Source organism: Streptomyces sp. LS1784 (genome assembly GCF_020103755.1).
Taxonomy (GTDB): Bacteria; Actinomycetota; Actinomycetes; order Streptomycetales; family Streptomycetaceae; genus Kitasatospora.
The window spans coordinates 1-942 of sequence record NZ_JAHSQD010001154.1 but is presented as its reverse complement, the minus strand read 5'-3'; the positions used below and the strand labels follow the sequence as shown (position 1 = coordinate 942).

The 942-nt window shown below is 75.6% G+C and carries 1 protein-coding gene; it reads left to right on the top strand.

The window, feature by feature from the left end:
- The coding region (locus KS423_RS46270; protein ID WP_374120199.1) for an ATP-binding protein at positions 1 to 942 on the top strand (942 nt) is incomplete at both ends.

Sequence of the window (942 nt, the reverse complement as noted above, 5' to 3'; positions counted from 1 at the left end):
GCTGCTCGCCGAGATCGGCCACCTCGCCCAGGAGCGGGTCGCCGCCACCGCCGTGCGGCTCACCCACAGCAACGCCCCACTGGTCGGCCCGCTGGACCCGCAGGCCGTCGGCCCCGAGGCGGTCCGGGCACTTCAGGCCGTCCTGGACGCCGCCCAGGCCGCCCTCGCCGACGAACGCGAGCGGGTGGACGCCGCCGCCCGCGCCGCCATGCGCGGCGCCACCTCCCGGATCCAGACCCTGCTGTACCAGATCCAGAGCCTGGTCCAGCAGCTCCAGCACGAGAACGACGACCCCCGGCTGCTGGAGGTCGACTTCCGCAACGAGGTCGCGCTGCGCCGGATCCAGACCGTCGCGGTGCTCTGCGAGGCCTGGCCGGGCCTGGCCCGCACCGACTCGCCGCTCGCCGAGGTGGTCGTCGGCGCGCTCTCCCGGGTGCCCGGCTACGCCCGGATCAAGGTCGCCAACCACCTGCGCGAGCAGCACCTCGCCGTGGTCGCCCGGGCCGCCGAGCCGATCGCCGTCACCCTCGCCGAACTGCTCGCCAACGCCACCGCCTACTCCCACCCGGAGACGGACGTCCCGGTCACCGTCCAGCAGGGCGGCCGCGGCGCGCTGGTGATCATCGACGACAGTGGCATCGGCATGGACGAGGACCAGCTGCGCCGCGCCCGCCGGCTGCTGGCCGGCCCGCCGGACATGCTGCTCACCGAGCTCGGCAACCCGCCCAAGACCGGCTTCGCGGTGATCGGCAAGCTGGCCCGCCAGTACGGCTTCTCCTGCCACATCGAGCCCTCGCCGTACGGCGGCATGCGGACCATCCTGCGCATCCCGGCCGCGCTGGTGACCGTGGTGGACGACGAGCGGCCGCTGTCGGTGCTCACCCCGCTGCCGCTGCGCGGCGGCGCCGGCCCGGCCCCGGCGCCCACCGTCGCGGCCGTCCC